This is a genomic window from Corallococcus sp. CA053C, assembly GCF_003611675.1.
GTDB lineage: Bacteria > Myxococcota > Myxococcia > Myxococcales > Myxococcaceae > Corallococcus.
This window is the reverse complement of the sequence record NZ_RAWA01000703.1, coordinates 1-2,369: the sequence shown is the minus strand read 5'-3', so window position 1 is coordinate 2,369 and position 2,369 is coordinate 1. Positions and strand designations below refer to the sequence as shown.

At 71.0% G+C, this 2,369-nt stretch carries 1 protein-coding gene and 1 pseudogene; both read right to left on the bottom strand.

The window, feature by feature from the left end; all coding sequences use genetic code 11:
• Positions 1-36: 36 nt before the first annotated feature.
• A complete protein-coding gene (locus D7V97_RS42345; RefSeq protein ID WP_120616185.1) occupies positions 37-1,848 on the bottom strand; it encodes an N-acetylmuramoyl-L-alanine amidase in 1,812 nt (603 codons plus the stop codon).
• Between the two features lie 84 nt (positions 1,849-1,932).
• Positions 1,933-2,369: pseudogene (locus D7V97_RS42340) on the bottom strand (DUF3592 domain-containing protein); the annotation flags it as partial.

Sequence of the window (2,369 nt, the reverse complement as noted above, 5' to 3'; positions counted from 1 at the left end):
GGGGGAGACTGCTCGGCCATGGTGACGACGCGAGCGTCAATCTACCTTGGCCACGCGGCGGCGGTCTCCGAGGAACTCTTCCACTCCGAGCACGATGTTCTTCGCCACCTCGTCCTGGTAGCGCTCGGACGCCAGGCGCTTCTCGTCCTCGACGTGCGACAGGAAGGACGTCTCCACCAGGATGGCCGGCATCTTCGCGCCCAGCAGCACGTAGAAGAGCGCCTCCTTGTGGCCCAGGTCCTTGATGCCGTCGTACTTGTTCGCCAGCCCCGTCACCAGGCTGTGCTGCACGGACTTCGCCAGCCGCGACGACTCCTCCGTGTTCGCCTTCGTCGCCAGGTCCGCGAGGATGAACTGCAGGTCGCTGATGCCCTTCTCGGACGACGCGTTCTCGCGAGCGGCCAGGCGGATGGAGTAGCGGTCCGCGGACGTGTTGAGCGTGTACGTCTCGATGCCGCGCAGCTTGTGCGTCGCCGCCGAGTTGCAGTGCACCGAGATGAACAGGTCCCCGTGCGCCTCGTTCGCCAGCTTCGCCCGGTCCTCCAGGCGGATGAACGTGTCGTCGTCGCGCGTGAGCACCACCTCCAGGCCCTTCTCACGCAGGCCGTCCGCGACCTTCTTGGAGATGGCCAGCGACACCTCCTTCTCCTTCGTCCCCTCCTTGCCCACCGCGCCCGAGTCGTGCCCGCCATGGCCCGGGTCGATGACCACGCGCCGGACCTTCAACCCGAGCTGCTCCGCCAGCGTCAGCTCCGCGTTGCGGGACTGCTTCGCCACCGCCTTGAGCCGCGCCTGCGCCACCTGCGAGTCCACCGGCGCCGTCACCGGGCGCGGGGCCTCCGGCATCGGCGACACCGTCACCGCGCGCGGCGGCTTCGATGCGACGACCTCCGGCTCGGAAGGCTTCGACTCGCTCCGGGGCGCCGTGGCGTCCGTCGAGGGCTTGGTCGCCACGGACGGGAACTCGGCGCGCGCGTCCGGCTTGACGGGCTGCGAGGTACCGCGCGAGGAGGCCACGGCCTCGGGCCCCTTCGACTCCGGGGCCTTCGTGTCGTGAGCGTCCTTCGCGGCGTCCTTCGCATCGAGGGCCTTGTCGGCGACGGTCGGCGCGTCCTTGATCACCACCGCCGGATCCTTCGCGTCGCCAGAGCTTGAGGAGCTGGGCGCGTGCGAATCCAGGCGCGGCAGCACCGGGGACGGCTCGCGCGCGAGCTTCGTGATGGCGTCCACCAGGGCGGAGCGATCCTGCGGCGTGGCCTCGGCGACGGCGGTGTCCTGGGTGCTCTTCCCCGTCGGGGGCAGCGTCTTCACGGTCGGCCGCGCGGGCGTCGTCTTCGACGTGGGCAGCGAGGCCAGCAGCGCCTTGAGCTCCTTGCCCTGGTCGCCCTTGGGGTTCGTCGCCAGCGACTCGGTGAGGACCTTGCGCGCGGCTTCGGGCCGGTCCAGACGGTTGACGTGGATGCGCGCCAGCGCCAGCGCCGCGTCATCCGCGAGCTTGTGCTTCGGGTGTGCCTCCAGCAGCTTCGAGTAGTCGGCGATGGCCGACTGGAGGTCCTCCTCCACGAAGGAGATGCGGCTCAACTCCTGGAGCAGGTCGCCCGCGGTGAAGAGCGCGTCGGGGGCGCGGTCGCTCTTGGGGTAGTGGCTGGCCACGGCCTCGAAGCGGTGCACCACGTTGAGCCAGTGGTGGCGCAGCTTGCGGCGGGACGCGTCGTCCTTGAGCGCGTAGTACGAGCGGCGGGCCTGCTGGTACGCCTCCTCGGCCTCGTTGCGCTTGCTGGCCCCGGTGGCGTTCGGCGCCATCAGCATCAGCACGGGCAGCACGAAGTGGGAGAAGCGTACGCGCATGAGAGCCTCCAGACGTTGCAGCTACAGGCGTGTGTCACACGGCCCCCGGGGACCGGCAACTTTTCAGCCCCGTCCGCGCGTGCTTCAGCGCACCCAGCCCAGCTTCCGCGCCAGCTCTTCGTCGATGACCCGACACCACCCGGGCTCGCTCGGGACCACCGCCGCCAGCACCTTGCCGCCGTTGCGCACGGGCGCCCGCTGGGGACGGGACCGCGCCCGCACCGCCTGTTTCACGTCCTGGCGGAAGTAGTGCGCGGGGAACTCCGCGTCGCCCTTGCCTTCCGGCAGGAAGCCCTCGTCCGGCGTGAGCCACACCAGCGCGCCCAGCCGCAGGGGCTCCACCTCCTTGCGGAACAGCCGCCGCAGCTCCCAGCCAAGGCCGCCCGCCGCCACCAGCGCGCCCAGGCCCAGGCCCCAGGGAAGCCACCCCACCCGCGCGGCCTGCTCGCGCGCGTAGGTCGCCTCGCGCGGCACGCCCGGACGTGACGGATCGACCAGGAGACGCACCTGCCCTCCCGGCC

Coding starts and splice junctions, on each gene's coding strand:
- D7V97_RS42345 (WP_120616185.1), bottom strand. CDS start 1,848: ATGCGCGTACGCTTCTCCCACTTCGTGCTGCCCGTGCTGATGCTGATG.